Consider the following 26532-nt stretch of genomic DNA (forward strand, 5'->3'; position numbering starts at 1 on the left):
GCGCTCGTTGCGAAACCCATTGGGATTCCAGAAGAAATCGCCCTCGCCACCACCTTTTGCCGGTTTTCACGCGTAATTCCGGTGTTTTGCACTGCAGCGGCCATGTTGCAGCGCACATGAGGGCGGTTGCGCGTGCGAATTTGTTCGCGGCTCGAAAAAATGTCGAACTCGCTTCGTTCATGGGGTTGCGCAGTCCGCGCAATTCCCGTATCCAAAATCTGTAACGTTTCAGATTCTGGGAGGAACCGAAATGCGATACAAACTTTTGACCGCTGCGCTGGCAGCGACGGCTGCGCTGCAATTTGCCGGTCCGGCCGCGGCGACCGATCTGGAAGTGATTCACTGGTGGACGTCGAAGGGCGAGTCGGCGGCGGTCTCACAGTTCGCAAAGGCCTTCGACAATGACGGCCACGGTGACCGCTGGGTGGACAGCGCCATCGCTCTCGGCGAAACCGCCCGCTCGACCGTCATGCAGCGCGTGCTCGGCGGCGATCCGCCCGGTGCCGCTCAGTTCAACCCCGGCCGGCAATACGAGGAACTGATTTCAGGCGGGAAGCTGCTCGACCTCACGGACGTCGCCACCGCCGGCAAGTGGGATGAGGTCATTCGACCGAAGGCGATCGGCAGCGCCTGCCTCGTCGACGGCCACTGGTGGTGTGTTCCGGTCAACATTCATTCCAACTACTGGGCCTGGTACTCCAAGCCAGTGTTCGAGAAAGCGGGCGTGCCGGAGCCGAAGAGCCTGGCCGATTTCATTGCAGCCGCGCCGAAGATCAAGGAGGCAGGCCTCATTCCCTTCGCCATCGGCGGCGACGGAAACGGCTGGCAGATCCAGTTGCTCTTCCAGGATATGGTGACCGAAGCTCTCGGTGTCGCCAAACGCGATGAGATGTATACCAAGAAGAGCGCCGAAATTGCCGGCGGCCCGGAGATGAAAGGCGTCTTCACGGAATTGCGGGCCCTGAAGCAATTCACCGACAACGGCTACGCCAACCGCAACTGGAACGACACCACCAACCTGGTGATCACCGGCAAGGCGGGGCTTCAGGTGATGGGCGACTGGGCGCGTGGCGAGTTCGCGGCGGCCGGCATGACCGGTGTCAAGGATTTCGGCTGCATGATCGGTCTGAACGAGGCCAAGCCGGTGGTCAGCACCGACGGCGACATCATCGTGTTCTTCAAGCAGGGCAATGCGGATGTCGAGGCAGCGCAGAAGCGGCTTGCGGCGCTGCTCATCAGCCCGGAGGTTCAGGTCGCCTTCAACAACGCCAAGGGTTCCATGCCCGTGCGTGGCGACGTCGACATGTCGACGGCCGATCCGTGCATGCAGAAGTCGCTGAAAGCGGTGGAAGACCCGTCCAACATCGTCACCGCGACGAACCGGTTCATCACCGAGAACACCAATCAGCAGATCAATGAGCTCGTCGCGCAATTCTTCGCAGACGACTCCGTGACTGCTGACGACGCCACTGCGAAGTTTGCTACGATCATCGGCAATTCCGATTAGGAGCCGATCATTACCCCGAGGCGTCGCCCTTGAGGCGGCGCCCCGGTCGCGTCCCGACCCGACAGGAAGCTCCCTTTTCTCGGCGACGGGCTGACAATCGCGGGACGGGAAGCTGCGGCGGCCCGGGGCCCTGTGGTTCGGACAACGCTGACTTTCACGCCGGCCACTACCCCAAGGTGCCGGTGGAAGCGAGAAAGACGGACGATGCAGAAAAGCTGGAGGCACAGATTTCACCTGCCCGCCGTCATCGGAACGATACCGATGATTCTCGTTGCCGTCGGCGTGTTCGTGATCGGCATCGGCTTCTCGGTGTTGTGGTCTTTCACCAGTTCGAAGCTCTTCCCGACCTACGATTTCGTCGGTCTGGCGCAGTATCGGCGCCTTTGGGCCGATAACCGCTGGCTCGTCTCGGTCAACAACATCTGGTTCTTCGGCCTGATGTCCATCACCTGCAACATGGTGTTCGGCTACCTGCTCGCCGTTTTCATGGACCAGCGCATCCGCCAGGAGGACCTGTTCCGCTCGATCTTCCTGTATCCTTTCGCCATGTCGCTGATCGTCACCGGTCTGGTGTGGCAATGGGCGCTCGACCCCAACCTCGGCCTGCAGGAGGCGCTCCGCAACTGGGGCTGGTCGAGCTTCAGCTTCGCCCCGCTGGTCGATGCCGAGACCGCGCTCTACGCGCTGGTCGTGGCGGGCATCTGGCAGGGCTCGGGCGTGACGATGGCGATCCTGCTTGCCGGCCTGCGCGGCGTTGACGAGGATATCTGGAAAGCGGCGAGGGTCGACGGCATCCCAACTTGGCGCACGCACTTGTCCATCGTGGCGCCAATGATGAAGGGAGCCTTCGCCACCGCCTTCGTTCTCCAGTGCGTAAGCGTGGTGCGCGTCTACGATCTGGTTATTGCCATGACCGGCGGTGGTCCCGGCATCGCCACGTCCATGCCGGCAGTCTACGTCATCCAGCTCATTACGGTTCGCCAGAACGTCGGCCAAGGCATGGCTGCGGCAACGATGATGCTGCTGCCGGTCCTGATCGTGCTGGCTCTCAGCGGAATTCTACTATGGCGGCGAAATCGTCAGCGGGAAGCGGGCGCATGACCGCCGGCCAGATCACAGCAATTCAGCCTGTCCAGCAAGCGCCGGACCAGGCTGGCGTGGCGCCCTTCGGGCCGAAACCGCGACGGTTGTCGGCCGGCCGCATCGGCATTTATGCTTTCCTGGTCGTTGCGGCGCTCTTCTTCCTCATCCCGGTCTACATCATGATCGTCACCTCGCTGAAGGGGATGCCCGAGATCAGGCTTGGACATCTTTTCAACCTTCCGGGCGAGCCGACATTTCAGCCCTGGGCCGACGCCTGGCTCCATGCTTGCACCGGCCGCGACTGCAACGGCCTCAGTCCAGGCTTTTACAATTCGGTGAAGATCACCCTGCCGAGCGTGGTCATCTCGATCATCTGCGCGTCGATCAACGGCTACGCGCTGACCTTCTGGCCATACAAGGGTGCCAACTTGCTGTTCGGGTTGCTCGTGTTTGGTGCCTTCGTGCCCTATCAGGTCGTGATCTATCCATTGATCATCGGACTGAGCTCGGTCGGGTTGTTCGCGTCCCTTCCTGGCATCATCATCGTGCATACGATCTTCGGAATGCCCATCCTGACGCTGCTGTTCCGCAATTTCTACGCGGCAATACCGGTCGAGCTGTTCAAGGCGGCGCGCGTCGACGGTGCGGGTTTCTGGCGCATCTTTTTCTACATCATGCTGCCGATGTCGGTACCGATCACTGTCGTCGCCGTCATCCTGCAGGTTACCGGCATCTGGAACGACTTCCTGTTCGGCGTCGTGTTTGCCGGGCGGGCCAACTGGCCGATGACGGTGCAGCTCAACAACATCGTCAACACCACCACCGGCGTGAGGGAGTACAATGTCAACATGGCGGCGACCATTCTGACGGCTGCGGTGCCTCTGCTCATCTACTTCATCTCCGGAAGATGGTTCGTGCGCGGCATCGCCGCTGGCGCGGTGAAAGGCTAGTGGATATGGCGCAGAACGGTACCAGCGTTTCGATCCAGGACCTGTCGCTGAGTTTCGGCGTGGTGACAGTCCTGCAGACGCTCAATCTCGATGTCGCCGAGGGCGAGTTCATCGTGCTGCTCGGTCCCTCCGGCTGCGGCAAGTCGACCTTGCTCAACTGCATTGCCGGCCTGCTCGACGTCTCCGAAGGCAGCATCTTCATCAAGGGCAAGAACGTCACCTGGGAAGAGCCCAAGGACCGCGGCATCGGCATGGTCTTCCAGTCCTATGCGCTGTACCCGCAAATGACGGTGGAGAAGAACCTGTCCTTCGGCCTGCGTGTCGCCGGCACGCCGAAGGACGAGATTGCCAAGCGGATCGCACGGGCAGCCGAAATCCTGCAGATCGAGCCGCTGCTGCAGCGTAAACCTGCGGCGCTCTCTGGCGGCCAGCGCCAGCGCGTGGCGATCGGGCGGGCGCTGGTGCGCGATGTCGACGTGTTCCTGTTCGACGAGCCGCTCTCCAATCTCGATGCCAAGCTGCGCGCCGAGCTGCGCGTCGAGATCAAGCTTCTGCATCGCAGGCTGCAGAACACCATGATCTATGTCACGCACGACCAGATCGAAGCGATGACGCTGGCCGATCGTATCGCAGTGATGAAAGGTGGCGTCATCCAGCAGCTCGATGCGCCGCAGACCATCTACAACCGTCCGGTCAACCGCTTCGTCGCCGGCTTCCTCGGCTCACCCGCGATGAATTTCATCGATGGGCAAACGGAGGCCGGCGCGTCTGCGGCCTTCAAGGCCGGAAATGTATCCATACCGCTCGACCGCTACGCTTTCGATGCGGCGGGCAACAGCAGCGGACCTTGCGTGTTCGGTATCCGGCCTGAGCACGTCGCGTTCGGCGAGGCGGCGAATGCCATGCCCTTTGCCATCGATGCCGCCGTCGAGATCGTCGAGCCGATGGGCTCCGACACGCTGGTGTGGACGAAGCTCGGCGGCCAGAATTTCTCTTTCCGCGTCGAGGCGGAAAAGACGCTGCGCAATGGCGAGCCGATCCGGATCGGCTTTGATCCTGCCCGCGCCTCGCTGTTCGACAGCCAATCCGGCAACCGCATGTAGCTCCCAAGCCCTACTACCCCATCCCCAAGCAGAACGGACAGAGACGATGAATTGGTCATTCCAACTTTACAGCGCCCGCAATTTCCAGCCCTGGGAAGGCGTCCTCGCGACGCTCGGCAAGCTCGGCTACACCCAGGTCGAAGGCTTCGGTGGCGTCTATGACGATCCCAAGGCCTTCCGCGCCGAACTCGACAAGAACGGGCTCGCCATGCCGACCGGGCATTTCTCGATCGACGCGCTCGAGAACGATTTCGACGGCGTGCGCAAAACCGCCGACGCACTCGGCATCACGCTGCTCATCTGTCCTTATCTGATGCCCGACCAGCGGCCGTCCGATGCGGCCGGCTGGCGCGGATTCGGCGAGCGCCTGGCCAAGGTCGGCGGCGCCGCGAAAAAGGCAGGCTACGGCTTTGCCTGGCACAACCATGATTTCGAGTTCAAGAAGCTCGCCGATGGCTCGGTGCCGCAGGATCTCATCCTCACGGCGGCGCCCGACATCGGCTGGGAGATGGACGTCGCCTGGGTGGTGCGGGGCGGCGACGATCCGCTGAAGTGGATCGACAAACACGGCCAGCGAATCAGCGCCGTCCATGTCAAGGACATGGCCAAGCCCGGTGAAGGGCTGGACGAGGATGGCTGGTCGGATGTCGGCCATGGCACCATCGACTGGGCCGGCCTGATCAAGGTGTTGCGCGCCAAGAGTGCGGCCCAATACTACGTCATGGAACAGGACAACCCGAACGACATCGAGCGCTTCGCGCGCCGCTCGATCGCAGCCGTCAAGACCTACTAGGAGCAATCAGCATGGCAAAGAAACTTGGCATCGGCGTCATCGGCTGCGGCAACATCTCGAAGGCGTATTTTTCGCTGGCGCCGCTGTTTCGCGGCATCGAGATGCGCGCCTGTGCCGACATCAACATGGATGCGGCGAAGGCACGCGCGAAGGAGTTCAAGCTGCGCGCTGAAACCGTCGACGATCTGTTGAAGGCCGACGACATCGACATCATCGTCAACCTGACCATCCCGGCGGTGCATTTTGAGGTGTCGAAGCAGGTGCTCGACGCCGGCAAGCATGTCTATTCGGAAAAGCCGTTCGTGCTGTCGGTCAAGGAAGGGCTCGACCTGAAGAAACGCGCCGGGGCGAAAGGGCTGCGCATCGGCTCGGCGCCCGATACCTTCCTCGGCGGTGCCCATCAACTGGTGCGAGAGCTCATCGACACCGGAAAGCTCGGCAAGATCACCAGCGGCACGTGCCACGTCATGGGCCACGGCATGGAGCACTGGCACCCCAATCCCGACTTCTTCTTCCAGCCGGGCGCGGGACCGGTGCTCGACATCGGCCCGTACTATATCACCAATCTGATCCAGCTGATTGGACCGGTGAAACAGGTCGCCGCCTTCGCGTCGACGCCGGCCAAGGAACGCACCATCAGTTCAAAGCCGCGCGCGGGCGAAAAGATCCCGGTCAACACGCCGACGACGATCCATGGCCTGCTGGAGTTCAAGAACGGCGCCGTGATCACGCTTAACACCAGCTGGGACGTCTGGGCCCATGGTCACGCGCCGATGGAACTCTATGGCGAGACGGGTACGGTGTTCGTGCCTGATCCGAATTTCTTCGGTGGCGACGTGCGCTTCACCGAAGACAGCAAGCCGGTCAAGAAGCTGCCGAAATGGCAGCACCCGTTCGGCGTTCCCAACGAGATGCATTCGCAAGGCATGATGGCCAACTACCGCACCGCCGGTCTCGCCGACATGGCGGTGGCGATCGCGGAAGGCCGGCCGCACCGCTGCTCGATGGAACTGGCGCTGCATGCCGTCGACGTCATGACCGGCCTGCTGCGCTCCGGTGAAACCGGCAAGTTCGTCGCCATGCAAACCAGTTGCGAACGGCCGGCCGCACTTGGCGTCAAGGAAGCCAAGGAGCTGCTGGCGAAGAAGAAGTAGGCCACGTGCCTCAACCCTCTCCCCGTTCCGACGGGGAGAGGATAAGGGTGGGGGGCAGAGCCCGACTCGCCGCGTTGTCGCGATGGCAGCCGACTGGCTCGCTTCCATTTGAGGATTTTCCGATGCCCTACATCCCCGCCGAAAACCGCTACGAAAAAATGGTCTACAACCGCTGTGGCCGCTCTGGCCTGAAGCTGCCAGCGATCTCGCTGGGGCTGTGGCACAATTTCGGCAATGACACGCCGCACAAAACCAAGCAGGCGATCGCGCGCAAGGCGTTCGATCTCGGCATCACGCATTTCGACCTCGCCAACAACTACGGTCCGCCGCCCGGCTCGGCAGAAACCGCTTTCGGCGAAATCCTGCGCACCGATTTCGCCGGCTACCGCGACGAGCTGATCATCTCGACCAAGGCCGGCTACGAGATGTGGGCCGGACCTTACGGTGAATGGGGCGGGCGCAAATACATGCTGGCCAGCCTCGACCAGAGCCTGAAGCGGATGGGGCTCGACTATGTCGATATCTTCTATTCGCACCGCTTCGACCCCGATACGCCGCTTGAAGAAACGATGGGCGCGCTCGACCATGCCGTGCGCTCGGGCAAGGCGCTCTACGCCGGCATCTCGTCCTACAATTCGCAGCGCACGCGTGAGGCCGCCGACATCTTGAAGCAGCTCGGCACGCCCTGTGTCATTCACCAGCCGAGCTATTCGATGCTCAACCGCTGGGTGGAGGAAGACGGCCTGCTCGACACGCTCGAAGGGCTCGGCGTCGGCTCCATCGTGTTCTCGCCACTGGCGCAAGGCATGCTGACCGACAAATATCTCGGCGGCATTCCCGACGGCAGTCGTGCCTCGCAAGGCAAGTCGCTGAGAACAGCCTTCATCAACGACAAGACCATCGCCAACATCAAGGCGCTTGACGCCATTGCCGGCAAGCGCGGGCAGACGCTGGCGCAGATGGCGCTGGCCTGGGTGCTGCGCAAGGGCAAGGTGACCTCGGCGCTGATCGGAGCCAGCCGGTCGGAGCAGGTCGAGGACTGCGTTGGCGCGCTCAAGGTGCCCGACTTCAGCGATGCCGAACTCGCCGAGATCGATACCTACGCGCGCGAGTCCGACATCAATCTGTGGGCGGCTTCGGCCGAACGCAAAGGCCCGCCGAGGAAATAAGCCACGCTCTTGTTATTTGTTTTGCGCAATTCCGGACGGAAAACCGTCACAGACTTTCCTGGAACTGCTCCTGACAAGCCGGCAAAACAAAACGGCGGGAACCTCTCCCGCCGTTTTTCATGCAAAAGCTGATGGCCGGGCCTCAGGGCGTCTTCGGCTTCTGTGCAGTGCCTAGCCCAGCCTTGGGCTTTTCCGGTGCCGGTGCCGAGGTCTTCATCTTCGCATCGATCCAGCTCGTGTAGTTGGCCAGCCGTGTGTAGATGCCGTAGGCGTCCTTGTGGCCACAGGCCGCACTCCCGTCCGCCGGGCCTTCGCCCCAGCTGACGACGCCGACCTGGACCGGGCCGTCGGCGCCGGTCATGAACAGTGGGCCGCCACTGTCGCCATTGCAGGCATCGCGCACGCCGCTGGTGGTACCGGCGCAGATCATGTTGCTGGTCAGCGGGTCGGTCATGTCGGCGGCGATCGCATTGGCGGCCGCATCGATGCCCTTTTCCGAATAGCGCATGCGGTGGGACAGATCGCCCAACGCTGCCTTCAGATCATGCGCGTAGATGGCTTTGATGCCGCTGTTGCAGGCCTGGTTCGGCTGCAGGTCGAGATCGGCAACCATCAGCGTGGTTGGAAAGGTGCCATCCTGCATCTTGCCCCAGCCGGTGACGGTCGTCTTGCCGGTGTCGGGGGTCGCGTCATGGGTAAGCTTGATGGTCGGCGCATCGGCCGGCTCGGCAAGCCGGAGCAGGCCGAGGTCGCTGTCGAGCGTCTGCTCGCTGTAGCCTTCGTTGACGATGACCTCCACCACCTTGTGGCGCTTGCCCTCGCTGAGATCGGTGGCGCCGGTCAGCACGGTGACGGCATCCGGCGAGATCGGCCGGCCCTTGTCGTTGAGGCAGTGCGCCGCCGTCAGCACCCATTGCGGCGCGATCAGGCTGCCGCCGCAGAATTGCGCATTGGCCTGCGAGGCCGGGTTCTCGTCCAGCCTGTCGGTGGTAAGCAGCGCGACCTGGAAAGGATAGGCGCCCTTTTCGGCCTGGTTGCCGCCATAGACGCGATCGGCGCCGTCGGGATTTTCCGCCGCGGCTTTCGCCCTGGCATCGGCGACACGGTTGATCGGCGAGACCGCCGCCTCCGGTCGGGCGGCACCTTCGTCCGCCTGGGTGGAATTGGCGGCCGCAAGGGCGGCAGCGATGCCGAGCAGCGACGCGGCGGCGATCGGCCTGAACCGATGGATGATGTGCACCTGAATCCTCCTGAGACACGTTCCCGAACGAGCCAGCCCCCGGCGCATGATCAACGAAACAGTCCCGGCAAGTCAGGCGTTGCTTCGCGGAGTGCGTTCCCGTGCGGAACCCGTTCAAAACCCTATAGCCCCCCACGGGCTACGTGGAAGCGAATTGTCATTCCAATGTTGTATTAATTTAGGCAGTATATCTGCGCGGGTATCTTTGGCGGGGGCCTTAGACAGACCGCATGGGGTGATGATCAGGTTCAGGCGCCGGTAACCAAACTCATTTTTCGGCTTCACCACGATCTCGACAATATTTCTGTATTTTGATCAAGTCCTTGCTGACTTTTGGGAGAGTCTCACCATGACAAAACTGACAAACGCTATCATTGCGTCCGCATTGCTTTCCACTGCGATGTGGACGGCCCCGGGTTTCGCCGCCGATCCTGGCTCCGCCAGTACCGGCAATGGCGAAAGCATGCGGGACGTGACTTCAGGCGACTACAAGCCCGGGCGGGCCAAACCAATTGCGCCGCCGACGCTGACTGACGAAGACAGCCGCGCCGCGCCGCTTGCTGACGAGGCAACGGCTGTCAAATCCTATGGCATCGTCGGACGTTCCGCCGATGGCAAGGAGATCAAGATCGAGCCAAGCGAAGCGCTGCGGGACCTTATCATCAAGGAACTGAATGCGCCGGCCAATGGAAAGGACGCGGGTCCGCGGAAGACCGAAGATCCCGATCTGGGCGAAGGCGAGGCTGGCCGTCAGGTTTTCGGGCCCGACGATCGCGAGCAGGTCAAGAACACCAAGACCTATCCGTTCTCGGCAATTGGTTATCTGGAAGCGAAATCGCCGAAGACGGGCAGCTTTGGCAGCTGCTCGGCGACGCTGATCGGCCCGCGCACGGTGCTCACCGCGGCGCACTGCCTCTACAGCCATGAAGACAAGGACTGGCTCTCCGATTATCTGTTCGTGCCAGGTCTCAACGGCAGCACTGCCGACGACGCACCGTTCGGCGCCTTCACCTTTGAAAGCGCCTATGTGCTGCAAGGCTTCATCGACAACTACCAGGGCTATTATGGTTCGGTCCTTCTGTGGGATCTCGGCATCGTAACCCTGAAGCAGGATGTCGGCACCAACCTCGGCTGGCTGGGCTACGCCAATTATGACGATCTGGGCGACTTCACCGCCAACCTCGTCGGCTATCCCGGCGACAAGCCGATGGGCACGATGTGGAAGGCAAGCTGCGAAGTGCATGCCGAGAACATCGCCCCGGAATATTTCCAGTATGACTGCGACACGTTCCCGGGGTCGAGCGGCAGTTCGGTCTATGCCTACGACAACAACTCCAAGCAGCGCATCATCACCGGCGTCAACGTGGCGGAAAGCCCCGACGCGAACACCGCCGTGCGCCTTAACGCCGCCAACGTCCAGTGGATCAACAGCCTGTATAAATAACGCTGCGGAATTCGCGTTGAAACAAAAGGCGGCGGGGCAACCCCGCCGCCTTTTTCGTGCCGCGGTTCAAATGCGGCTTCTCTTGCACGCGACCGGCTCGCCGACTACGCTCGATCCGGCCAAGGGGTTGGCATCCGAGGGGGTTCAAGGGATGGCGCGGGCAAGGGCAGTGTTGGGGATCGCGGCCGCATCGCTGCTGGCCGCATTGATGGTCTCACCGGCTTTCGCCGATCCGGCCGCCGCGGCTGCCAGCGGTGCCTGGGCGGAACGGGTGCAGATCCTGTACCAGGCAGACACGCGCTCGGTGCTGCGCAGGATGGTCCGTGTGTGGGACTTCCATCCGGAACAAAATCTCGACTTCGTCTGGGAGCCGGCGGCCGGTCAGTCGCCCGACCGGACGATCGCCGAAGACGGTACCATCAACGGCAAGGGCAGGCTGGTGTGGCGGGTGCGCGGCTCGGCGAGCTATGATCCCAAGACCATTTATTCCAGCTATTTCGGTGACGTCCGGAATGGCCGGCCCGACGGGCAAGGCCGGCTCGAGCTGCGCTCGGGCGAGGTTTTCGACGGGCATTGGCTTGCCGGGGAACTCAACGGAAAGGGCATCCATGTCGATGCCGACGGTAACCGCTACGAGGGGCAGTTCGTCGCCGGCGTGCCGAATGGTCAAGGCCGATTGCTGTCGAAGACCGGCGAGATGTTTGCCGGCTCATTTGTCGACGGGTTGAGGAACGGCAAGGGCCGTACCCGGCTGGCCGGAGGCACCGTCTACGAGTCGCAATGGGCGATGGGCAAGGAGGTCGGCGGCTCGCGACCCGACGTGCTGGCCGATGCCAGGGTCGGCGGATTGCTCAAGGCGCAGACCGGCGGCGGCGATGCCGACAAGGTCGAGATCGGCGTGGCGGTCGACCAGCGCATGACCCAGCAATCCGACATGCAGTACCAGCATCTGGTGCGCGACGAAGATATCGCGATCTATCCGCAGGCGGACCAGTACAATGACAGCTGGAACGGCACCGGCCCGGTCACCACCAGCAATGTCTATGAAGGCATGGAGTGGGAGGATGCGCCGGCCTTTGCCGAGGTCGACCTGAAGACGTCAGACCAGTCCAGGGTCAAGCTCGACAGTCTGGAAATGAAGGTCGCCGCCAGCGACGCCTATCGCAAGCCGATGCTGTCGATCTCTGAGCATTTCGGATGCGTCGGCTTCCGGCCGGATTTCTCGATCGTCAACAATGGCTGGGGTGACGCCAAGGACATGAAGATGTCGATCCAGTTCACCACGGTCGATGACGAAGGCAACCCGACCGGTGACCCCAGCCGCATGTTCAGCAAGGAGGTCGGCAGTTTCGGCGAGGGCGTCGATGTGTCGATCAAGAGCGTGCTCACGGAAGCCGGTGTCGACACGGCGAGCCTGGAGACGGGCCGGTTTCCCTGTCCTTCGGTGGACAGTCTCAATGTCTGCCGCAGCCAGCTGACCAACAAGATCAAGTTCGGCGAGGTCGCCGACTATCTCGGCAACATGCAACAGGCGATGACGCTGAATGCGATCGGCAAGTTCGATTATTCCTGGGCGGATGATGAAGGTCATGTCTACCAGCAGAGCGAGCCGTTCCGCACCTCCATCACCATGGCGGTTTTCGAGACCCCGGAATCGATGGCCGAATGCGGCGATGGCGGCGGTGGCACACCGGAAGCGATGCGCTACCAGAACATCGAGTTCCCGATCGGCAAGCATGACTACACCATCGCCATGCCGGTGCGTGGCAACAAAAAGATCAGCGCCTACACGGCGCGGCTGAAGATGTGGTCGTCGATGTCGTCGATCCATAGCTTCAGCATCGCCGCGCACTTCGCCGATGGCAGCGTGCGCGAGAGCAAGCCGGTGACCTTCTTCTATTTCCGGCCGAAGCAATCGCTGTTCGAGACCAAAACCGAGCCGGCGGCCTGCTATCTGCCACGCGACATGGTCGGTTGCGGTTAGCTATTTGCGGCCCATCTCAAAATAGTTGGGCAGCGGCAAAAGCCGGGTATAGATCGTGCCCTGGGCGAAGACGTGCAATTCCAGCATCGATCCCGATGACCGCTCGGCGCTCTGGTCGAAGAGGAAATTGCCGAGCGAATAGACCTCGGCCACGTCGCCGCCGGCTAGCGGAACGATCGCCTCGCTCGAGACATGCGGATGGCCGCCGACGATGGCCGAGACGCCACGCAGCCGCATCTGGTCTGCAAGCATGTCCTCGCGCACCGACGCTTCGGTCCTGTATTCGCGGCCCCAGTGGACGAAGGCGACCACCGGCCGCCCGGCATTCTGGTGCAGCAGCCGGTCGAGCAGGGCAGGCGTCAGCAGGTCGGTGTTCTTCGAGCCGTTGGTGTCGATGTCGGTCAGGCCGACAAGGTCGAGATCGGCAAGCGCCAGCGTCTCACCCTGCCCGAAATGCGGGATGCCGGCCTCGTCCAGGGCGCGCAGTGTCTCGGCATAGCCTGACGGGCCGAGATCATAGGCGTGATTGTTGGCGAGCCCGACGCCGGCGACATGCAGCCTTTTCAGCATGTCGGAAGCCAGACCTTGCGGCATCGCCAGGGTCATGTCGTCGATCGCTTCCGGCACGTTGGGCAGGATGACGCCTTCGAGGTTGACGATCAGCGGCCGTGAACCGGTGAGGGCCAGAACGCTGTCGACGATCCGGTCGGCGACGCCGTCGCGAACCAGAATCTTCTTCATAGCGCGGCCGAAATTCACGTCGCCGGCCAGATAGTAGATCCTGTCCTTTGGCCGTGCCGGGTTGTTGAAGCCGGGACCGAAGGCGCCGAACAGCGCCACCACATAGCTGGTGGTCCGCTCGACATAGTCCGAGGTGTGTTCCTGCGAGTTCTCGTTGGCGACAACCAGTGGCTGGGCGCCGAACAGTTCGCGCTGCAGCCTGGTCTGGATGTAGAGCGCACCGACGGAATCGGCGTGATCCGGCTGGCGAAGCGCCGCTATGCCGTCCAGCGATCCGGCGGCCAGCATGTTGAGCGTCTGCTGGTCGAAGCGTCGTGCGTCGTGCTGGGGCAGATAGTGCGAGAAGTCGGTGGATTCGACAATCAGCGTGTCCTGGTCGACGATGGGCTTCAGGGCCTCGGCCAGCCTGTCCCAGTCGCCACGGCGCGCCTTCACCGACATCGCCACGGGGACGATTTCCGCCTCGGGAAAATAATGATGCAGGAAAGGCAGCATGGCGCGCACGCCATGCTCCTTGTCGAACATGCAGGACTCCTCGACCATGTCGCTGTTCGTCTCAAGGCGGCGCACCGCCTGTACGTCGGCGGGGACCGGGCCAAGCACGGTATCGAAGCCGCGCAGCGTGGTGGCGTACAGTTTGTGCGTCTTGTGGAAATGGTCCGGCGACAGGATGATGATGCGCTTGTAACGGAAGCCGGAGGCCGCCCGGAACCCGAGCGCCACGAGGTCTGCGGCCAAGAGATGATGCGGAACGGTGATGCCGGTGAGCCGCTGGTTGGAAGGCTCGACATTGGCGACGCTGGCGATGGCATCCTTGAACAGCGTGGCGTCGTCATAGAAGGGCGGGAAGTTTTTGGTGCCTGGCTGGCAGACGACAGGGGCGGCCCGTGTCGCGCCGCTGGCGATAAAGAAAAAGACGATGATCGTCAGCAGGCGGACCATCATGGTTCGGCCAGGACGATGTTCTCCACGCCGCCGACATAATAGAACGGCTTTTGCTTGGACGATGTCAGCCGCACCACTTCGCGCGAAATGTAGTCGGCAAGGCCGAACAGCGTGACGCCGCCATCGGACGTCCTCGCCTTGCCGCGCAGCCCTTCGAGGATCGAATAGGTGAAGACGCCGTGGCCGAGTTCCGGCAGTTCGGCGGCGGTGTTGTTGGCGGCGGTGGCCGAAAACACGACGATGCGTGCGTCCTGCGCGTCCTTCTCCAGGCGCGGATTGAAGGCGTTGGCGGCATGGCAGGTGTCGAGCAGCATGAAGCGCATGCCCTTGGCCCGCTCAACCGATTTCTGGATGTCCGACCAGTCGACAAGCGACGAGCGCTTCCAGCGCTCGGCATCCTGTTTGCGGCCGTCGGTCGGGATGAAATAGTAATCCTCGTCGATGTTGATGCCGTGGCCGGCGACGAAAATGATGGTGGTGTCGTGCTCGCCCGGTCTGTCGAGGAAATCGGCGAGCTGATCGTCGATCGTGTCGGAGTCGGGCTCCATGACGGTGTCGGCGCTGGCGATTGTATAGGTCTGCCTGGCCTTGTCGGGGGCCTCGTCGAGCGCTTCACGGTTGACCAGAACCAGCGTCTCCATGGATGAGAACAGCGGTGCCGATTTCTGCGAAATCACCTTGAGAAACTCGGTGGCATCATCGACGGGATAGCGCAGGTCGCAGGCGTGGCCCGAACAGGCGTCGGTCAGGAACGGATATTTGTCGACGCCAATGACCGCGACATAGAGCTTGCCCCTGGCCTCGGCCTTCTCGGTCTTTCTTGCCAGCGCTATTACGCTGCGTTCGGTCAGATAACCGAATTCGTTGGTGCCGGTGATGCGGATGGTGTTTTCGCCATTCTCGACCGGTATCTCGACGGTGGTGCTGTTGCCATCCACCACCGAGCGGGCGGTGACGTCGCCGACATTGCGGCTGTTCGACAGGATCGAGAAGCCAGCGACATCGGTCCCGCCCTCCCTGGCACCCGTGATCTCGACGGCGACATAGCCGTCACGCACCTTGCTCTGGTCGTCAGCGAGGCGGATGTAGAATTCCGGCGGCTTGCGCTGCAGCAGCTTTTGCAGCTCGTTGTCGACGCCCGGACGCATCTCTCTGACCGCCTGTTTGGCGCTGCGCAGGATGATGGCCCGGCGTACCATTTCCGGGCTCCAGAGATATTTCTTCAACTGGCCGGCGCGGATGAAGCGGCCCTCATGGTCGCGGCCCTGGTTGACCTGCCAGCCGATCAGCTTGTCGCCCTCGTCGGAGGAATAGTAGAAGCCCTGCGGCATCCAGGCGATCCATTGCGAGCCGGCAAAGAACATCGAGACGATCAGCTCATGCGTCTTCAGGTTCCACAGCCGGAGCGTCTGGTCGGCACTGCCGGTAATCAGAAGACCAGCTTTATCGGAAGCAACCATGGCGTTGATCTCGCCGGTATGGCCGGTGAACTCGCCAGACACTTTCGCGGTCGCGGTCCGGTATTCGATCAGCGTGCCATCACTGCCGCCGGTGATCACCCCAAGGCCATTGTCGATCAGCGTATAGGCCGAATGGACAAAGCCGTTGGTGGCATCGTTCTCGATGCTGTGCACCATCTTGCCGCCATTGGCGATCTCCAGCATGGCGTTTTCCAGCGCGTCCTTGCCGCCTGGCGCTGTGCGCAGCGACCACTGGCCGTCGGCCAGAGCGGCGCGGGCAAATGAGCCCGGCTCCGTCAGCGGCTGCGGGTCCTCGAAGAAACGCTCGGTGGTTGGTAGCACCAGCCTGTTGTCCAGCGCGCCCTGTTCTTCCGGACAGGAAACGCGCTCGGGGCATGGGTTGGCGTTGCTCCAGGCGATGACTTCGTTTGCCACGTCGATGCCGACGGCGGTCACCGGTTCGCCCACTCCCTGCAGCAGCGCCTTGCGCTCGCCGGTCGCGGGGTCCCAGACCTGGATGGCGTTGCGGGTGCCGCCGGCGGTCGCCACCAGCGAGCCGTCGGTATTGGTAGTGCTGGCATAGACGGTGCCGTCATGACCGGTGTAGTCGAGCACCTTCTCGCCGGTGTCGGTGTTCCAGACGAAGGAGCGGTGCTTGTCGGCGCAGCGATAGCCGCAGGAGGCGACCAGCCGCGCCCCCTTGGCAAAGGTCAGCGAGCCGATAAGGAAATCCTGCTTCGGCATTGCGCGCATCAGCGTGCCGTCGGCGGCGTGCCAGAGCTGCACCTGCCCGCCCTTGCTGCCGGTGGCAAACAGGCTGCCGTCCTGCGACACAGCCAGCGCCATGACACTGATGTCCCGCAGCGGCTCGGCGTCGGCCGGCAAGACGATCTCCTCGCCCTTCGCGACGTCCCAGAGCCGGATGCCGTTGTCGGTGGTGGTCGCCACCAGCCGGGTTCCCGCCGCTGCGAAGGCGAGCTTGTCGATGTGCCAGGAATCGGCATCGAGCTTCTTGTCCAGCGCCCAGCCGGTCGCGGACTTGTCGTCCAGCCGCCAGAGATAGACCACGCCATCGGCGCCACCGGCGGCCAGGGTTTTGCCATCGGGAGAGAAGCTGAGGTCGTAGGTCGCGTAGTCGGCGGCCGTGAGCACCGCCTTCATCTTGCCGGTGGCGAAGTCGAAAAGCCTGATGTCGCCATAAGGCGGCTTGTCCCCGAGGCTGGCGCCGAAATAGCCGCCGGCGGCGATCGTCTTGCCATCCGGCGAGACCGCGACCGCGAAGATCTTGCCGTCGCTGCCGTTGCCGAGATAGCCGCGAATGGTGCGCAGCGTCACCCCGCTCTGCCAGTCCCAGATGCGGATGGTCTTGTCGTTCGATGCCGAGACGATGTCCTCGCCGTCGGGCGTGAAGGCGAGGTCGGTGACCTGCGCACTGTGGCCGCCGGTGTCGAGATCGAGGTGGAAGTCAGGCGCCTCTTCGGCGCGAGCAGCCGATGAGACAACAAGCGCACCGGCCATTGCCAGCCAGCGGCAGGCGCGCATGAGGCGGACGCTCATGGCGAATTTTCCCATCGCTACTTGGCTTCGGCAGCAGGCGGCCCATTGCGCACATAGGCCTCGATCGCCGAGGCGAAAGTGGGCGAACCCGCCCTGCGCTGCTTGTCGACATAGCCGGCAAAATAACTCCAGAACGAGACGGCATAGTCGCGGAAATAAGCATCGGTCACTTTGCGCGAACACAGATCGCCGTCGACGCAGAAGGACAGGCGGTTGAGGAAATAGACAATGCGGTCGAAATTTTCGCTGAAATCGGCAAGTGGCATGTCGCCACCAGTGGCGGTCATCGCCTCGATGCCGATCCGCTGCCGGAACACCTGTTCTTCGGTCGGCGACGGGTTGGCGCTGAGCAGATTGTCGTATTTGGCGTTGAGGGCTGCAAGACGATCTTTCAGGGCGCGCTGCGCCTGCTGGTAGTCCTTGGTTTCCCAGAGCTCAACCAGCGACATGGTCTGCTCGACGCGCTTCTGCTCCTGGTTGGCCAGGAACTGGTAAACCGAGAACATCAAGGTGAAGATGATGGCCAGACGCACCAGAAGGCCCGACCAGGCATAGACCAGCATGCGCCAGTCGCGGTCGGTGAAGGGGTTCGCTTCCTTCTTGATCTCGTGGCTGCTCGGCCACGGAAAACCTTCGGTGGTTTCCGGCAGCGCCGGTTTCGTGGCTGGCGCCTTTGCAGGCGCGGCAGCTACTGTTCTGGCGTTGCCCGTCGGCTTCTTCATCCGCAGCTGTCCAGTTCGATGACGGCGGAGGGGTCCAGCACGATACCGGGCGCCTCCAGCTTCTTTTTCAGGCATTCCAGCTGCAGGCGCGAAATCATGAACTGAACATCGGGCTCCGCCGGCCCCTTGTTCGGTGACGGCAACGCCTCGACCACGCCGCGCGAGGCGCAGTTGCTGAGATCGACGACAACGGCGCCGCTGCTGCTTTTGGCGATCTGGTCGTACTGATCGAGAAAACAGGTGGCCAGTTCCGAGTTGGTGACGATCTGCTTGGCACACAGGCCACAGGCCTCGTCGGCCGAAGCATTGGCGATCAGCATCAGGCTGCCGGCAAGGCCGGCAATCGTTCCACGCCAGGAAAACACAGAGTTCTTCACAATCGATCCTATCCGCTTCATTCGGCCGCCTGCGCCATGGCCGCGGCCGGAATGTTCTCATATCGCGCCGATCGCGCAAGAGTCTTCAGGCGCGTGGCACCGTCTCCATCGGGAAGATCATCACCGCGCCCTTCGGGCCGCTCTTGTCGGCAAGCCGCATCACCGAGCGGGTTGCCGGCGCCATGCCGAGATCGGTCAACATGTCCGAGAAGCTGGCAGGCCCCAAGCCGCGCGTCATCGATGCGACGCCATCCTGCGCCAGGAAGCTCAAATCCTCCTTCTCGCTCTCCGGCGGCGCCTCGGTCAAAACCGCGATCATCCTTTCCATGCCGAAGCTGGTGTCCGTGAAGGCCAGCAGTCCCTCCTCGAGCGTGGCTTGCGGCGCGAGGCGTTCGGCGACGATGTGGGTGATCGAATAGTCGCTGCCGACATAGAGCACGTTGATGTCGACCAGAAGATCAGAGCCGTTCCTGGCCAGCACATGCACTTCGTCGCCCGGCGAGACGCGAGGCACCACCGAAGCCTGCAACGGTTCGAGGCCATCCTTGTCGCGACGCTTGACCTGGAACTGGACGTCGACGTCCTCGGGCTTGTAATCGGAGGCGGCCGCCAGCCGCGACAGCCCGGTGGCGCGGAAGATGGTGCGCAGATTTCGGGTCGTCGCCTCGACCAGCTTCTGCCGGTCATCCATGTGGATGATGATCAGCGGTGGCTTGCTGCCGTCCTTCAGGGTCACGTCGCCCGACGCCGGCAGGAACCACAGTGCGGGCTTGTCGGTCGCGTCCTTGGCCGCACCTGCAATGGCATTCTCGCGCATCACCGCGAAGCGAAGCTCGGCGCTGTTGCCGGGGTCGACCAGTTCGATGTTGAAGCCGGTCTCCTTGGCCGTGGCCAGTTCGTCGAGAACCGAATTGACGAGAGCAGTTTCCTTCTCAAGTCCCTTGGTCGCGGCCGGCCGCGCGACGACGAGCTTGTAGTCGACGGCGATCTCGGCCACCCTCGCATAGGCATCGGCGGGAATGTCGGCGAGCTTGAGCACCGGCTTGTTGTTGAACTCGACCGGCTTGACGCGGCTTTCCAGGTTCTTGGCAGACTGCACTTCGAGATAGCCGACCGCGTCGGAAAGCGGCGACAGCGCCGAAGGCAGGATGGCGAGCTTGCTGCCGGGGGTGAGGCGATGCAACAGGCCGGCGCCGATCGTCGCGTCACCGTCCTTGATGACAACAGGCCACTGCATGACCGCGTCCGTCTTGTCGGTGCCGAACACGCGTGCGTCGAGTTCGCCCTCGAACAGCGGTGTCGGTCGCGTGCGGCTGTCGGCCGAATATTGCTGCAGCACGGCCTGGCCGAGCTGGCGATAGGTGATGTTGGGGTTCTCGGCCAGCTTCGACAGGATGGTGAAGGTGAACAGACCGAACCGTGGTGCATCCGTCGCGCCTTTGGGCAGCGGCATCTCCGGCGTCGTCTCCACCGTCTGCGCGGCATAGAAGGCGACCAGCTTGCCCTTGGTGATCGGTTCGCCGCCGGTCGGGGTCAGGTTGAAGGCGGGCTTGCGCTTGCCGTTCTCGTCGACGCCGCGCGAGCCGGCGGCCGATGTGACCTCGTCGTAGGCCTGGATCGCGGCGGCCCGCTCGGCCTCGTTGCCGCCGACCAGTTCGGCGAACTCGACCTTGCGCTCCATTTCGTCGTCGACCTCGACGGCGCGTGTCGCGGTGCCGGAATGGCAGCAGTCGAACACCACCCAGACGAAGGCGCCTTTGTTGCGGATGGCGTCGAGCGCAGCACCAATTTCGTTGTCGACCAGCGCATTCGGCACGCCGGCATCGCGGTTGATCCACTTGTCAATGTCGACGGGCAGGAAAATCTCGTCGAGCCCGTCGGTCTCGTCGCCCTTGACCATCTCCGGCTGCTGGGCGCCGTGGCCGGACAAATGCAGATAGACGAAATCGTCGTGCTGCACCTTGGCGGCGAGGTCGGCCAATGCAGCCTTGATCGCCGCATGGGTCGGCAAGCCGCTGGCGCCCGGGACATCCTTGGCCAGCAGCGTTACGTTCTCCGGTGCGAACCGCACCGGATCGGGCACGTTCTTCAACAGATATTCGTGGACGAGGCCGGCATCGTTCTTCGGCCCGATCAGCCAGTTCCTCTGCGGCAGGTTCGGATATTCGGTGCAAGCGATCAGCAGCGCATGATAGGTGCGCGATGCGGCCATGGTCCTGAACGACACCATGCCGGCCATCGTGAGCGCGGACGTGCCGACCAGCAGCGTCCGCCGCGTCAATTTGATCATGATTGCTTCCCCAAGCCCGATCGAATTTCCAAGCGCGGCAACTGTTGCCGAGGATTTTGTCAGTATTTTGAATGTTGCGTCGGAGAGCAACCCGCCTGTTACCTCCGCTCCGGTCGACGACGGTTGGTTGTCGACAGCCTTCCGGGCGGAGATGTTGGAAACAGTAGCAAAAATGCCTGTTCGTCGCTATCTGGTTGGGACAGGGATCGTTTGCGCGCGGAAATGATGCGCAAGCGACGGAAGACAGGTTGGAACAGGATCATGGCGGCAAGGGATGTGCTGACGAAGAACCAGCTGTGCGTGCTCGAGAAACTCGAGGCCGCCAGCGGGCCGCTCAGCGCCTATACCTTGCTCGACCAGCTGCGCGAGCGTGGTTTTCGCGCGCCGCTGCAGGTTTACCGGGCGCTCGACACGCTGGTGAAGTCCGGCTTCGTGCATCGCCTGGAAAGCATCAACTCCTTCGTCGCTTGTGCCGAGCCGCATGACCACAGCCATTCGATGACCGCTTTCGCCATCTGCGACACATGCGGGCAGGTGACCGAAATGTCCGACCACGATGTCGACCATCGGCTGGACGAATGGGTGCGCTCGACAGGCTTTGCCGCCAAGAAGGCGGTGATCGAATTTCGCGGGACGTGTGCCAAGTGCCTGGCTGAGGCCGCCTAAGCTACGTCTCGAACTCGTTCAAGAATGTCTCATAAATAACATATCGCGTGGCTCCGGGGGTGAGTTGCTCCAAAAGCAGGGGCTTAACCTCGTCCTGCCACGACAGCTTGCCCAACCCAGACCCGATTTTTGGCAAAGCAACGGATTCTATCAGGTTCCTGTCAGCCCACTTGGCAAGCCCACGAACCGCTTTGCGTAGATAGGGAAGTGTGGCGTGATACATGTCGGGCTGGGTCGCCAGATAGACAAAGCCTGGCTGCTCGCCATCCGGCTTCAGGACCCAGACTTGCCCTCCCGTAAATTTATCTGCCCGCGCGTGTTTCTTGAAAGCGGCCTGTACATTGGGCCATTTTCTCGAAATCTTCAGTGCGAGGCCGGTGCCAAGCCCCTCCTGATTGCCCTCCGCGACGCCCTGAGCGATATAATTTTCTTTTGCTGCCAGCAAATCCCCCTCGACAAAGACAATCATCGGATTTTCAGTGCGCTTCGTCCCAGTTGTTGGCGGCTCGGGCGTCGACATGCAGCGGCACCGACATCGATACCGCCGGCATCGCCGCGTTTTCCATGACGTGACGCACGACCGGGATCGTCGCCTCGACCTCCGCCTCGACCGTCTCGAAGATCAGCTCGTCATGCACCTGCAGCAGCATGCGGGCGGAGAGCTTCGCATTCTCCAGCGCCTCGTCCATGCGCACCATGGCGCGGCGGATGATGTCGGCGGCGGTGCCTTGCAGGCGGGCATTGATCGAGGCGCGCTCGTTGAAGGCTCGCAGTGAAGGGTTCGACGAGCGGATATCAGGATAGTGGATGCGGCGGCCGAAGATCGTTTCGACGAAGCCGTGCTCGCGGGCATAGGCCTTGGTCTCCTCGATGTAGTCGCGGATGCCGGGGAAGCGCTCGAAGTATTTCTTGATGTAGTTGCCTGCTTCCTCGCGTGGGATCGACAGCTGGTTGGCGAGGCCGAAGGCGGAAATGCCGTAGATGATGCCAAAATTGATCGCCTTGGCGCGGCGGCGGATTTCCGAGGGCATGCCTTCCACGGGCACGTTGAACATTTCCGACGCGGTGATGGCGTGGATGTCGGCGCCATCGGCGAAGGCTTGCCGCAATTGCGGGATGTCGGCGACATGGGCGAGCACCCGCAGCTCGATCTGGCTGTAGTCGGCCGAGACCAGCCGGTTGCCCTTGTCGGCTATGAAGGCGGTCCTGATCTTGCGGCCTTCGGCGGTGCGCACCGGAATGTTCTGCAAGTTCGGATCCGAGGATGACAGCCGGCCCGTCGTCGTCGCCGCCAGCGCATAGGAGGTGTGGACGCGCCTGGTGTCCGGATGGATGAAGCCCGGCAGCGCATCGGTGTAGGTCGATTTCAGCTTGGTCAGCTGGCGCCAGTCGACGATCTTGCGCGGCAGTTCATGGCCTTCGGCGGCGAGGTCTTCGAGAAGCTGCGCCGAGGTCGACCACTGCCCGGTCTTGGTTTTCGAACCGCCGGGCAGGCCCATGCGCCCGAACAGGATGTCGCCGAGCTGCTTGGGCGAGCCGATGTTGATGCGCTCGCCGACGAGTTGGTAGATTTCCTCTTCCAGCCGGGCGGCGCCCTGCGCCAGCTCACCCGAGAGCCGCGATAGGATCTGCCGGTCGACCGAAATGCCGCGCTGTTCCATGCGCGCCAGGACAGGCACCAGCGGCCGCTCCAGCCGCTCGTAGACCGACACCAGGCCCTTGGCGGCGAGCCGTGGCTTCAGCACCAGCCAGAGCCGCAGCGTCACATCGGCGTCTTCGGCGGCGTGAGCGGTCGCCCTGTTGATGTCGACCTGATCGAAACCAACGGAGCTTTTGCCGGAGCCGGTCACGTCCTTGAGCTGGAGAGGGGTGTGGCCAAGCCATTTCTCGGCAAGCGAGTCCATGCCGTGACCATGAGGGGTGCCGGCATCGAGCACATAGGAGATCAGCATGGTGTCGTCAAAGGGCGCTACATCGATGCCATAGCGGCTCATGACGACAAGATCGTATTTCAGGTTCTGCGCGATCTTGAGAACCGACTTGTCTTCCAGCAGCGGTTTCAGCACGGCCAGCGCCTCCCGAAGCTGGATCTGGTTTTCGACTACGCCGCCACCGAGCAGGTCACCGTTGCCGCTCTTGTGGGCAAAAGGAATGTAGGCGGCGCGACCAGGCGCTGTGGCGATGGACATGCCGATCAACTCGGCTTGCATCGGATCGGCCGACGTCGCCCTCACGTCGAAAGCAGCAAGGCCGGTCTCGGTTGCCTCGGCGACCCAGGCTTTCAAGGTCGCGACATCGCGGATGCGGTGATAGGCCGACGTATCGATCTTGCGAGTGGCCGCGCTCTCCAACCGGAGCGCGGCGAGCAGGGAAGGGGTGTCGCCCTGCTTTGGCGTTTCCGTCGCCGGTGTGGTAGCAGCTCCGCCGGCCTGCCCCAGTTCGGTGCCGGCCGCGCTTCGGGCAACGGCGGGCGCACCAGATCCGACATCCGGGCCATGCGCGGCGTCGGCACGCTCGACGGTCACCGCGACGGCCTGGACGTCGCCGGCCTCGGTGCCGGTCGCCTCCGCCACGCGGCGGGTCAGCGAGGTGAACTCCATGGTCTTGAGGAAGCCGATCAGCTTCGGCCCGTCCGGCGCGTGCAGGACGAAGTCGTCCAGTCCTTCGGACACCGGCACATCGTTCTTCAGCGTCACCAGCTGGCGTGAAATGCGCGCCTTATCGGCATTGGCGATAATCGATTCGCGCCTTTTGTCCTGCTTGATCTCGCTGGCGCGGGCAAGCAGGCCGTCGAGGTCGCCGAACTGCTCCAGCAACTGCGCCGCCGTCTTCGGGCCGATGCCGGGCACGCCAGGCACATTGTCGACGGAGTCGCCGGTCAGCGCCTGCAGATCGACCATCTTTTCCGGCGGCACGCCCCATTTCTCGATGACTTCCGGAATGCCGATCTGGCGGTCCTTCATCGGGTCGTACATGCCGACCGTGGCGCCAACCAGTTGCATCAGGTCCTTGTCGGAGGAGATGATGGTGGTGTCACCGCCCGCCTCGCAGGCGAGCCTTGCATAGGTGGCGATGAGATCGTCGGCCTCATAGCCTTCGATCTCGATGCAAGGCAGGTTGAACGCCCTGGTCGCCTGGCGGATCAGGCCGAATTGCGGGATCAGGTCTTCCGGCGGCGCCGAGCGGTTGGCCTTGTATTCGGGGTAGAGATCGTTGCGGAAGGTTTTTGACGAATAGTCGAAGATGACGGCGAAATGCGTGGGCACAATGCCTACATCGGTGTTGCGGGCATCCAGCATCAGCTTCCACAGCATGTTGCAGAAGCCGGAAACGGCCCCGACCGGCAGACCGTCGGATTTGCGGGTCAGCGGAGGCAGTGCGTGGTAGGCACGGAAGATGTAGCCGGAGCCGTCGATAAGGAAGAGATGATCGCCTTTTTTCATGTCGGCAGGGATAGCGCGGCTCGATGCTGCGGTCCATGCCAAAGGCAGCCTCAAATATTGGTTCCGGCAACACCCTGACAGAACGGCCGCGGGCCGGCCGGCTCACGGCCATGTTACAAAAGTGTAATTTTCGTGCCCTTGAATCGCCACGTTCAAAGACACAAATAAAGGTCATCGGCAGTTTTCGCCGAGTCCGGAGTAAGGCCCGTCCCCCGCCTATCCCGGACACCTGCGGCAGCCTATCCCCCCTCTCCGGGCTGCCGCATCGTTTCGAGTAGAAGGCCGCCGTGGTTCCCCCTCCACCACGGCGGTCTTTTTTTGTCGTTCGACAGGCGTTCACAGTCCCGTGGTCCAATGATCGCGGGCTTTTCGTTTTCCTGTCCTGCCTTTACGGTCGCGGTTCTGAATCGAAAGGCTTGCAAAAAATGTCCGCAGTTTCTCCCGTCCTCGACCGTCTCGACACGAATCTCGACCAGAGCCTCGAGCGCCTGTTCGGCCTGCTCAGGATCAAGTCGATCTCCACCGATCCGGCCTATGCCACCGACTGCCGCAAGGCTGCGGAATGGCTGGTGGCCGAGCTCAAGGTGATCGGCTTCGACGCCGGCGTTCGCGACACGCCCGGACACCCGATGGTCGTTGCGCATCATGACGGACCAGCCGGTTCGCCGCATGTGCTGTTCTACGGCCACTACGACGTGCAGCCGGTCGATCCGATCGAATTGTGGGAAAGCGACCCGTTCGCGCCCGCGGTCAAGGAGGTCGAGCCCGGTCGCAAGGTGATCACCGGGCGTGGTTCGGCCGACGACAAGGGCCAGTTGATGACATTCGTCGAGGCTTGCCGCGCCTGGAAGCAGGCGCATGGCAATTTGCCGTGCCGCATCACCATCCTGTTCGAGGGCGAGGAGGAATCCGGCTCACCGTCGCTGAAGCCGTTCCTCGAGGCCAATGCCGACGAACTCAAGGCCGATTTCGCGCTGGTCTGCGATACCGGCATGTGGGACCGCGATACGCCGTCGATCTGCGTCGGATTGCGTGGATTGGTCGGTGAAGAGATCACGGTGAAGGCCGCAGATCGCGACCTGCATTCCGGCCTCTATGGCGGTGCCGCCGCCAACCCGATCCGCATCTTGGCCAAGGTTTTGGCCGATATCCACGACAAGGATGGCCATATCACCATCCCCGGTTTCTATGACGGCGTCGAGGAAACGCCGTCGCAGATCCTGAAATCATGGGAAACGCTTGGCGAAACGGCCGAGACATTCCTGGGTCCCGTCGGCCTGTCGATCCCGTCGGGTGAGAAGGGCCGCTCGGTGCTGGAATTGACCTGGGCGCGGCCGACGGCCGAGTTCAACGGCATTATCGGCGGCTATACCGGCAAGGGTTTCAAGACGGTAATCGCGGCGGAAGCCTCGGCGAAGGTCTCTTTCCGCCTCGTCCACAAGCAGGACCCGGCCAAGATCCGCGCCGCGTTCCAGAAATTCGTCAAGGAGCGCATTCCGGCCGACTGTTCGGTCGAATTCCACCGGCATGGCGGCTCGCCGGCAATCCAGCTTTCCTACGACTCGCCGTTCCTGGCCAAGGCCAAGAACGCGCTGTCCGACGAATGGCCGAAGCCGGCGGTGACGACGGGCAGCGGCGGCTCGATCCCGGTGGTCGGCGATTTCCAGACCTATCTCGGCATGGAATCGCTGCTGGTCGGCTTCGGCCTCGACGACGACCGCATCCACTCGCCCAACGAGAAATACGAGCTGAGCTCCTTCCACAAGGGCCAGCGCTCCTGGGCGCGGATTCTCGAAGCGTTGACGCTCTGAGCAGTGGCACCCAAGTTTTCCTGTTGATTTTTCAGCGGATCGCGGCGAGGACGGGCCACGAGATAAAGCGCCGCGGCGTCCCTTGCCGGTCAA

The 26532-nt window shown here is 62.7% G+C and carries 19 protein-coding genes; 11 read left to right on the forward strand and 8 right to left on the reverse strand.

Going from position 1 to position 26532, the window contains the following annotated elements; genetic code table 11:
- The first annotated feature begins 250 nt into the window (after positions 1 to 250).
- The 7 genes from AC1RZR_RS10105 to mgrA all read left to right on the forward strand — a co-directional run bounded on the left by AC1RZR_RS10105 (position 251) and on the right by mgrA (position 7759).
- Positions 251 to 1507 (forward strand): ABC transporter substrate-binding protein, encoded by a 1257-nt coding sequence (locus AC1RZR_RS10105; protein ID WP_481828410.1) that lies wholly within the window; start codon positions 251 to 253, stop codon positions 1505 to 1507.
- Between the two features lie 204 nt (positions 1508 to 1711).
- Positions 1712 to 2608, forward strand: a complete 897-nt coding sequence (locus AC1RZR_RS10110) for a carbohydrate ABC transporter permease (protein ID WP_477278025.1) — start codon at positions 1712 to 1714, stop codon at positions 2606 to 2608.
- Entirely contained in the window at positions 2605 to 3540 is a 936-nt protein-coding gene (locus AC1RZR_RS10115; RefSeq protein WP_477278023.1) for a carbohydrate ABC transporter permease, read from the forward strand. The genes AC1RZR_RS10110 and AC1RZR_RS10115 overlap by 4 nt, the downstream gene beginning before the upstream one ends.
- 5 nt (positions 3541 to 3545) lie before the next feature.
- The gene (locus AC1RZR_RS10120; protein ID WP_481828411.1) at positions 3546 to 4643 is read left to right on the forward strand and encodes an ABC transporter ATP-binding protein; all 1098 of its coding nucleotides are present in this window, start codon (positions 3546 to 3548) and stop codon (positions 4641 to 4643) included.
- Positions 4644 to 4689: 46 nt separating this feature from the next.
- A complete protein-coding gene (locus tag AC1RZR_RS10125; protein WP_481828412.1) occupies positions 4690 to 5436 on the forward strand; it encodes a sugar phosphate isomerase/epimerase family protein in 747 nt (248 codons plus the stop codon).
- 11 nt (positions 5437 to 5447) lie between these two features.
- Positions 5448 to 6590: a Gfo/Idh/MocA family protein gene (locus AC1RZR_RS10130; protein WP_481828413.1), complete on the forward strand. Its 1143-nt coding sequence runs from the start codon at positions 5448 to 5450 to the stop codon at positions 6588 to 6590.
- 122 nt (positions 6591 to 6712) lie between these two features.
- Positions 6713 to 7759, forward strand: a complete 1047-nt coding sequence (gene mgrA, locus AC1RZR_RS10135; RefSeq protein WP_481828414.1) for an L-glyceraldehyde 3-phosphate reductase — start codon at positions 6713 to 6715, stop codon at positions 7757 to 7759.
- A gap of 142 nt (positions 7760 to 7901) precedes the next feature.
- On the opposite strand, the gene AC1RZR_RS10140 is transcribed toward mgrA, so the two are convergent.
- Positions 7902 to 8999: a S1 family serine peptidase gene (locus tag AC1RZR_RS10140; protein ID WP_481828415.1), complete on the reverse strand. Its 1098-nt coding sequence runs from the start codon at positions 8997 to 8999 to the stop codon at positions 7902 to 7904.
- Between the two features lie 349 nt (positions 9000 to 9348).
- Between AC1RZR_RS10140 and AC1RZR_RS10145 the strand changes: the two genes are divergently transcribed.
- The gene (locus AC1RZR_RS10145; protein WP_477278013.1) at positions 9349 to 10443 is read left to right on the forward strand and encodes a trypsin-like serine peptidase; all 1095 of its coding nucleotides are present in this window, start codon (positions 9349 to 9351) and stop codon (positions 10441 to 10443) included.
- Positions 10444 to 10513: 70 nt separating this feature from the next.
- Positions 10514 to 12427: an MORN repeat-containing protein gene (locus tag AC1RZR_RS10150; RefSeq protein ID WP_481828416.1), complete on the forward strand. Its 1914-nt coding sequence runs from the start codon at positions 10514 to 10516 to the stop codon at positions 12425 to 12427.
- Here the strand turns inward: AC1RZR_RS10150 and amrB are convergent, their stop codons facing one another.
- From amrB to AC1RZR_RS10175, 5 genes are all read right to left on the reverse strand, one after another.
- The gene (gene amrB, locus AC1RZR_RS10155; protein WP_481828417.1) at positions 12428 to 14113 is read right to left on the reverse strand and encodes an AmmeMemoRadiSam system protein B; all 1686 of its coding nucleotides are present in this window, start codon (positions 14111 to 14113) and stop codon (positions 12428 to 12430) included. It abuts the gene before it with no gap.
- Positions 14110 to 17130, reverse strand: a complete 3021-nt coding sequence (locus tag AC1RZR_RS10160; RefSeq protein WP_481828418.1) for a caspase family protein — start codon at positions 17128 to 17130, stop codon at positions 14110 to 14112. The genes amrB and AC1RZR_RS10160 overlap by 4 nt, the downstream gene beginning before the upstream one ends.
- Positions 17131 to 17147: 17 nt before the next feature.
- Positions 17148 to 17852 (reverse strand): DUF4760 domain-containing protein, encoded by a 705-nt coding sequence (locus tag AC1RZR_RS10165; protein WP_481828419.1) that lies wholly within the window; start codon positions 17850 to 17852, stop codon positions 17148 to 17150.
- The gene (locus AC1RZR_RS10170) at positions 17849 to 18172 is read right to left on the reverse strand and encodes a hypothetical protein (RefSeq protein WP_477278003.1); all 324 of its coding nucleotides are present in this window, start codon (positions 18170 to 18172) and stop codon (positions 17849 to 17851) included. Before AC1RZR_RS10170 ends, AC1RZR_RS10165 begins: the two co-directional genes overlap by 4 nt.
- A 142-nt stretch (positions 18173 to 18314) precedes the next feature.
- A complete protein-coding gene (locus AC1RZR_RS10175) occupies positions 18315 to 20519 on the reverse strand; it encodes a caspase family protein (protein WP_481828420.1) in 2205 nt (734 codons plus the stop codon).
- A 261-nt stretch (positions 20520 to 20780) separates the two neighbouring features.
- On the opposite strand from AC1RZR_RS10175, the gene AC1RZR_RS10180 reads away from it, so the two are divergent.
- Complete coding sequence (locus AC1RZR_RS10180; RefSeq protein WP_095084745.1) at positions 20781 to 21185, forward strand: Fur family transcriptional regulator; 405 nt, start codon at positions 20781 to 20783, stop codon at positions 21183 to 21185.
- Between the two features lies 1 nt (position 21186).
- Here the strand turns inward: AC1RZR_RS10180 and AC1RZR_RS10185 are convergent, their stop codons facing one another.
- Positions 21187 to 21705: a macro domain-containing protein gene (locus tag AC1RZR_RS10185; RefSeq protein WP_481828421.1), complete on the reverse strand. Its 519-nt coding sequence runs from the start codon at positions 21703 to 21705 to the stop codon at positions 21187 to 21189.
- Positions 21662 to 24628: a DNA polymerase I gene (gene polA, locus AC1RZR_RS10190; protein WP_481829051.1), complete on the reverse strand. Its 2967-nt coding sequence runs from the start codon at positions 24626 to 24628 to the stop codon at positions 21662 to 21664. The genes AC1RZR_RS10185 and polA overlap by 44 nt, the downstream gene beginning before the upstream one ends.
- A gap of 425 nt (positions 24629 to 25053) precedes the next feature.
- Between polA and AC1RZR_RS10195 the strand changes: the two genes are divergently transcribed.
- On the forward strand, positions 25054 to 26439 hold the full coding sequence (locus tag AC1RZR_RS10195) for a M20/M25/M40 family metallo-hydrolase (protein WP_481828422.1): 1386 nt from the start codon (positions 25054 to 25056) through the stop codon (positions 26437 to 26439).
- The last annotated feature ends 93 nt before the right edge of the window (positions 26440 to 26532 follow it).

Source organism: Mesorhizobium bavaricum, assembly GCF_056781655.1.

Coding starts and splice junctions, on each gene's coding strand:
- AC1RZR_RS10125 (WP_481828412.1), top strand. CDS start 4,690: ATGAATTGGTCATTCCAACTTTACAGCGCCCGCAATTTCCAGCCCTGG.
- AC1RZR_RS10160 (WP_481828418.1), bottom strand. CDS start 17,130: ATGAGCGTCCGCCTCATGCGCGCCTGCCGCTGGCTGGCAATGGCCGGT.
- AC1RZR_RS10165 (WP_481828419.1), bottom strand. CDS start 17,852: ATGAAGAAGCCGACGGGCAACGCCAGAACAGTAGCTGCCGCGCCTGCA.
- AC1RZR_RS10110 (WP_477278025.1), top strand. CDS start 1,712: ATGCAGAAAAGCTGGAGGCACAGATTTCACCTGCCCGCCGTCATCGGA.
- AC1RZR_RS10195 (WP_481828422.1), top strand. CDS start 25,054: ATGTCCGCAGTTTCTCCCGTCCTCGACCGTCTCGACACGAATCTCGAC.
- polA (WP_481829051.1), bottom strand. CDS start 24,628: ATGAAAAAAGGCGATCATCTCTTCCTTATCGACGGCTCCGGCTACATC.
- mgrA (WP_481828414.1), top strand. CDS start 6,713: ATGCCCTACATCCCCGCCGAAAACCGCTACGAAAAAATGGTCTACAAC.
- AC1RZR_RS10120 (WP_481828411.1), top strand. CDS start 3,546: ATGGCGCAGAACGGTACCAGCGTTTCGATCCAGGACCTGTCGCTGAGT.
- AC1RZR_RS10130 (WP_481828413.1), top strand. CDS start 5,448: ATGGCAAAGAAACTTGGCATCGGCGTCATCGGCTGCGGCAACATCTCG.
- AC1RZR_RS10180 (WP_095084745.1), top strand. CDS start 20,781: ATGGCGGCAAGGGATGTGCTGACGAAGAACCAGCTGTGCGTGCTCGAG.
- AC1RZR_RS10145 (WP_477278013.1), top strand. CDS start 9,349: ATGACAAAACTGACAAACGCTATCATTGCGTCCGCATTGCTTTCCACT.
- AC1RZR_RS10150 (WP_481828416.1), top strand. CDS start 10,514: ATGCGGCTTCTCTTGCACGCGACCGGCTCGCCGACTACGCTCGATCCG.
- AC1RZR_RS10115 (WP_477278023.1), top strand. CDS start 2,605: ATGACCGCCGGCCAGATCACAGCAATTCAGCCTGTCCAGCAAGCGCCG.
- AC1RZR_RS10170 (WP_477278003.1), bottom strand. CDS start 18,172: ATGCTGATCGCCAATGCTTCGGCCGACGAGGCCTGTGGCCTGTGTGCC.
- AC1RZR_RS10175 (WP_481828420.1), bottom strand. CDS start 20,519: ATGATCAAATTGACGCGGCGGACGCTGCTGGTCGGCACGTCCGCGCTC.
- AC1RZR_RS10185 (WP_481828421.1), bottom strand. CDS start 21,705: ATGTCGACGCCCGAGCCGCCAACAACTGGGACGAAGCGCACTGAAAAT.
- AC1RZR_RS10105 (WP_481828410.1), top strand. CDS start 251: ATGCGATACAAACTTTTGACCGCTGCGCTGGCAGCGACGGCTGCGCTG.
- amrB (WP_481828417.1), bottom strand. CDS start 14,113: ATGATGGTCCGCCTGCTGACGATCATCGTCTTTTTCTTTATCGCCAGC.